Genomic DNA, 4,769 nt, shown 5'->3' with positions numbered 1-4,769 from the left:
AAACTCGCCAAAAGGGTATACGCTATGGTTATGTTCATAAGCGTTTAAGCTATTAATGAGCTGGTACATATTGTTTGATCTAACATTATAAATTGGTTTCGGATAGTGTTTTACAATGGCTTCTGGTGTATCAATCTCAAGAATTTTTCCGTCTTGAATCAATGCAATTCTATCACATAAGGCTGCTTCATCCATATAAGGTGTAGACACCAAAATGGTAATGTTTTTTTGTTGTAAACGCTTTAGCATTTCCCAAAATTCCTTTCTTGAAACTGGATCGACGCCTGTGGTGGGTTCATCTAAAAACAACACTTTTGGTTTGTGGATAAGTGCACAACATAAAGCTAATTTTTGTTTCATTCCTCCAGATAATTTTCCTGCTCTACGATCTTTAAAGGGTTCTATTTGAACGTAAATGTCTTTGATTAAATCGTAGTTTTCTTCGATGGTAGTTCCGAAGATTGTCGCGAAAAAATCTAAGTTTTCTTCAACTGTTAAATCTTGATACAATGAAAATCTCCCAGGCATGTAACCAACACTATTTCTAATCTTCTTATAATCTGAAACTACATCGTAACCAGCAACCGTTGCTGACCCATTATCTGCAAATAAAAGTGTCGTTAAAATCCGAAATAGCGTAGTTTTTCCTGCTCCATCAGGACCAATTAAACCAAAAAGTTCACCCGCATTAACCTCAAAAGAAATGTCTTGTAAAGCGTTTACTTTTTTGTAAGATTTACTGATATGATTGACAGATATGCTCATCCTTCTTTAATTTTGAACGATAATTTTTGGTTCCATAGTAACTTTGGAAGTAATAGAATTTGAGATTAAACATGCTTTTTCAGATTTTTCTAAAATACGTTCAGCACGTTCTCGTTTGGATTCGTCTGTAATGACAACCTCAGGGAAAAGCAATACTTCGCTTATTACGAATTTACCTTCTACTTTTTCTAAAATGCCTTTTGAACCACATTTAAAACTCACAAACTCGAATTTTGAATATTCGGCAATCGCTAAAAAAGTAGTCATTAAACAACTACTCACGGCAGCAGTAAACAAATGCTCTGGTGTCCAGATATTAGGAATTCCTTTTTCAAATTCTGGAGGCGTTGCTACTTCTATACAATTGTAGTTATCGCCTTCTTTTTGGTTTAATTCTGGTGAACACATCATTCCTTTTCGGTCTTGTGTCCAACTTATATTGACGTTGTAACTATGTTTTTCCATGGTATTTAATATTTATGATTAATGAAAATAGGTATTGTACCGATTTATATTTTCTTCGATATTGTTTTTGATTTCTGAGGCATCTTCAACTGTTTTGGTTTCTGATAATGCCTCAATTTTTGCCATTAAGGGTAGAAGCCAAACATGTAAATAATCATGAGAAGGGCCTTTCATGGTGCAATTTTTTATGACATAATTTTTGGATTCATTTAACTGATTTGCCAACTCATGATAGTCTTCAAGAGATGTTGTTTGGATTGTTTTTAAAACATCCTGCATTTTTTTAACACCTTCGTTAGTTTCAACATTGGCTTGCCATTTTGCGCCATCGTTTAAATTAATATCGCTTGTCCAAGCATTTGTATAAATGTTTTCAGATTCATCGTCGTGACTATTGTGTAATGCTTCTGAAGACTCTACGTTTACATTAATTTTAGAGCTGTTTTCGTCTGTTTTACCATCTTTACAACTTACTAAAGCCAACAGGCTTATTGTGAAAATTATATGTTTCATTATTTTAGATTTTAGTTATTACTTTCTGAATTGTTTAACCACATTTCCGCAGGCATGCCAATTTTAAGACTTCCATCGTTTTTTACATCAACTTTTACAGCATAAACCAAAGCAACACGCTCTTCTTTAGTCTGAATTATTTTTGGTGTGAATTCTGCTTCAGAAGCCATCCAAGAAACAATACCTTTATAGGATTTCATAGTATCTGCATCATCAATTTTCACAGTAACTTCTTGCCCAATTTTTATATTAGCTAATTGTGTTTCGCTGATATAAACACGTAATTGCATCGTGCTTAAATCGGCAATTTTGTATAGCGGTTTTCCAAACGCTGTAATCTCGTTTGGCTCTGCGTATTTGGTTAAAACTGTTCCTTTTGTTGGGTTAATAATTTTGCTTTTCTGAATTTGGTCATCAATTTGTTTTAACTGTACGTCAATAGATTTAAGTTCGTTTACAACAGGTGCGTTCTGGATTTCAACACTTCTAATTTGATTCTTAATCACATCTATTTCACCTGTTACATCATCCAGTTGTTTTTGTGTTCCTGCGTTGTCTTTTATTAAATTTTCAACTCGTATTTTATTGGTGTTTGCTGTTTTTAATTTTGAATTCAAAACCGAAATTTGAGATAAAACACCTTTAGATTTTGAACTAATTACAGCTTTAGATACTACTAATTGTTCGCGTTTTAGCGTTAACGGAATAGTATCGATATAGCCCAAAAACGCTTCTTTTTGGACAATATCACCTTCATTTATATCAAATTGCATCAATTTTCCGTTGTTTTCGGCAGAAATGGTTATTTCTGTGGCTTCAAAATTTCCGTAACCATCGGCTTTTCCATTGTCATTTCCACAGGAAAATAAACTAGAAGCTATGATGCTTAATCCTAGTATGTATTTGTAGTTTTTCATCTGACTTATTTTATTGACCTTTAATAACATTGTAATTTGCTTTTGCGAGTTGTAATTCAATTTTATGTTTTACTAAAGTATTTTCATCCTCGTACAAATTAGTGAGTTCTGTAATGTATGCTGAAGATGTAATCACTCCATTTTTGAGTTGTGAATCTGCTGTTTTTAACACCTCTTTTCTGAGGTTAATAATCTCTAAATCGGAAGTGATAAACCCTTCAGTTTTATCGATTTCTTTTTGTTGTTGATTTATTTCGATCGTTGTATTTAGTTTGAAAACTTCAGATTCATTATCAACAATATCTTTATTAATTGCTAATGATTGGCGTTGCTTTTTGTTTGCATTCCAATCGAATACATTCCAATTCAATTTAACACCAACTGTATAAAATGTTTGAAATGAATTATCGAGCATATTTAATCCAGGGTTACCATAACCACCTGTTGCAAAACCTAGTAATTTAGGTGCGTTTTGTTTAGATAATAAAATTTCTGAAGTTGTTATTTCTTCTTTTTTAAGTTGAAATAATTTTTGTTCTGGTCGTGCTAAATCAGACTGTAAATCAGTTTGAACTAGTGGATTTTTAAACTTAGTTGAAACATCCAAAGGTTGATTGATTAAACTTGAAAGTGTTTCAATTAATGTTGCTTTATTGCTTTCTAATTCTTGAAATTGTTGACCTATTTTTAATAATTCGGCTTCCAAAACTTTATCTGATGACGGTAAAATAACACCATACTTTATGCCTGATTGGACTTCTTTTAATTTTGCTTGTAATTGCGCTTGTTTAGCGTTTAGCAACAACCCCGATTCTTGGGCTAACAGAACAGAGAAATAGAGTTGATTGATTTTTTGTTTTAGCTGATATAAACTGACTTCAAGTTGTTTCTGTTTGGTTTTAAGTTGTGCCGATTTTAAATTTAAGGAAGCATCCGTAGCACCGCCATTATAAATGAGTTGATTGACGGATAATGTGGCGCGATATTGGTCTTTGTTTAATGGTTCTATACCAGCATTTGGAATAGGGATTTCAATCACATCAGATTGATACGTTGCCTGTGCATCCAAACTAAGTTGTGGCAATTTAGAAGTTGAAACCACTTCTTTATCTAATTTATTTTGTGCATCCAATAGTTGAGACTGTTTTGCTAAAGGATAATTCGTCGTCACTAATTGATAACATTCCTCCAAGGTGATGCTTTGCTGTGCAACACTTGGTAGCGCGATTAAGATGGCGAAAATGACTATTAACTGTTTCATTTTAGGTCGTCTTTATGGAATTAATAATAAAATTGGCAACTTCGGTTTTACGGTCTTCCATGAGTTGTTTGTAGTGTTTATCATCCGAATTTGTCAATGCCATAATCAATGGTTTAGCCACAAAAGGAAAAATGTTCAGAGCCATTATATTAATAAATAATTGTTCTGCACTAATCGGTTTTATTAGGCCTTTTGCTACTTCTTCATCGACTTGTTTTTTGAACTTTTCAATATTTGGAAAACCTTGGTCTTTTAACTTTAAAATAAAATCTTGATTCCTATTGAGTTCTTGAATGATAAAATTTGGCAAATAAGGATGGTTAACAATAAAGGAAATATAGTTTGAAGTAAAATTTCTAATCTTGTCTTCGATAGAAGAATCGTCATTTAAAACAGCGTTTAATTGTGGTGCTAGTAATGAAAATGCATTTTTAAAGACCGCTTCAAACAACAATTGTTTACTTCTGTAATAGTAATGAAGCATGGCTTTGTTTATTCCTGCTTTATCTGCAATTTCTTGCATACGTGCCCCATCCATTCCTTTGGATTGAAATATATTTTTAGCAGCGTTTAATATTTGTTCTTCAGTATTTTCGTCTTTTGTTTTTTTCATTCTAACTATATGGTTTAACCAAGTGGTTAACAAATGTACAAAAAATAATCAAACGTACTACAGTTTGATTATTTTAGATAAATTATTTTTTTAATTTACTAGATATCAGCTTAGTGGCGACTAGTCCCAAAGCACCACCAAGAGCAGATGCCATGATATTAATTGCAAATAATAAACCATCAAAACGTCCATCTTTCGTAATAGACCAAGGATTAAAACCTAATCTTCCGAAAGA

6 protein-coding genes are annotated in these 4,769 nt (G+C 32.5%); all 6 read right to left on the bottom strand.

Annotated features, from left to right (window positions below):
* Positions 1-765, bottom strand: a 765-nt coding sequence (locus WBN21_RS15550; protein ID WP_424201883.1) for an ABC transporter ATP-binding protein, incomplete at its 3' end; no start/stop codon positions are given.
* 6 nt (positions 766-771) lie between these two features.
* A complete protein-coding gene (locus WBN21_RS15545) occupies positions 772-1,230 on the bottom strand; it encodes an OsmC family protein (RefSeq protein ID WP_424201881.1) in 459 nt (152 codons plus the stop codon).
* 18 nt (positions 1,231-1,248) lie between these two features.
* Positions 1,249-1,743, bottom strand: a complete 495-nt coding sequence (locus tag WBN21_RS15540) for a hypothetical protein (protein ID WP_424201879.1) — start codon at positions 1,741-1,743, stop codon at positions 1,249-1,251.
* Between the two features lie 11 nt (positions 1,744-1,754).
* Complete coding sequence (locus WBN21_RS15535; protein WP_424201877.1) at positions 1,755-2,660, bottom strand: HlyD family secretion protein; 906 nt, start codon at positions 2,658-2,660, stop codon at positions 1,755-1,757.
* Positions 2,661-2,670: 10 nt separating this feature from the next.
* The gene (locus WBN21_RS15530) at positions 2,671-3,921 is read right to left on the bottom strand and encodes a TolC family protein (protein ID WP_424201875.1); all 1,251 of its coding nucleotides are present in this window, start codon (positions 3,919-3,921) and stop codon (positions 2,671-2,673) included.
* Position 3,922: 1 nt separating this feature from the next.
* A complete protein-coding gene (locus WBN21_RS15525) occupies positions 3,923-4,534 on the bottom strand; it encodes a TetR/AcrR family transcriptional regulator (RefSeq protein ID WP_424201873.1) in 612 nt (203 codons plus the stop codon).
* Between the last annotated feature and the right edge of the window lie 235 nt (positions 4,535-4,769).

Source organism: Algibacter sp. (assembly GCF_049667265.1).
Classification (GTDB): Bacteria; Bacteroidota; Bacteroidia; order Flavobacteriales; family Flavobacteriaceae; genus Algibacter_B.
Note: the sequence above shows the minus strand (reverse complement) of the source record. Positions and strands in the feature narration are given on the sequence as shown.

What these genes read in the sequence shown, in the direction of transcription:
- WBN21_RS15545 (WP_424201881.1), bottom strand. Translation starts at nt 1,230, where the DNA reads ATGGAAAAACATAGTTACAACGTCAATATAAGTTGGACACAAGACCGA.
- WBN21_RS15540 (WP_424201879.1), bottom strand. Translation starts at nt 1,743, where the DNA reads ATGAAACATATAATTTTCACAATAAGCCTGTTGGCTTTAGTAAGTTGT.
- WBN21_RS15535 (WP_424201877.1), bottom strand. Translation starts at nt 2,660, where the DNA reads ATGAAAAACTACAAATACATACTAGGATTAAGCATCATAGCTTCTAGT.
- WBN21_RS15530 (WP_424201875.1), bottom strand. Translation starts at nt 3,921, where the DNA reads ATGAAACAGTTAATAGTCATTTTCGCCATCTTAATCGCGCTACCAAGT.
- WBN21_RS15525 (WP_424201873.1), bottom strand. Translation starts at nt 4,534, where the DNA reads ATGAAAAAAACAAAAGACGAAAATACTGAAGAACAAATATTAAACGCT.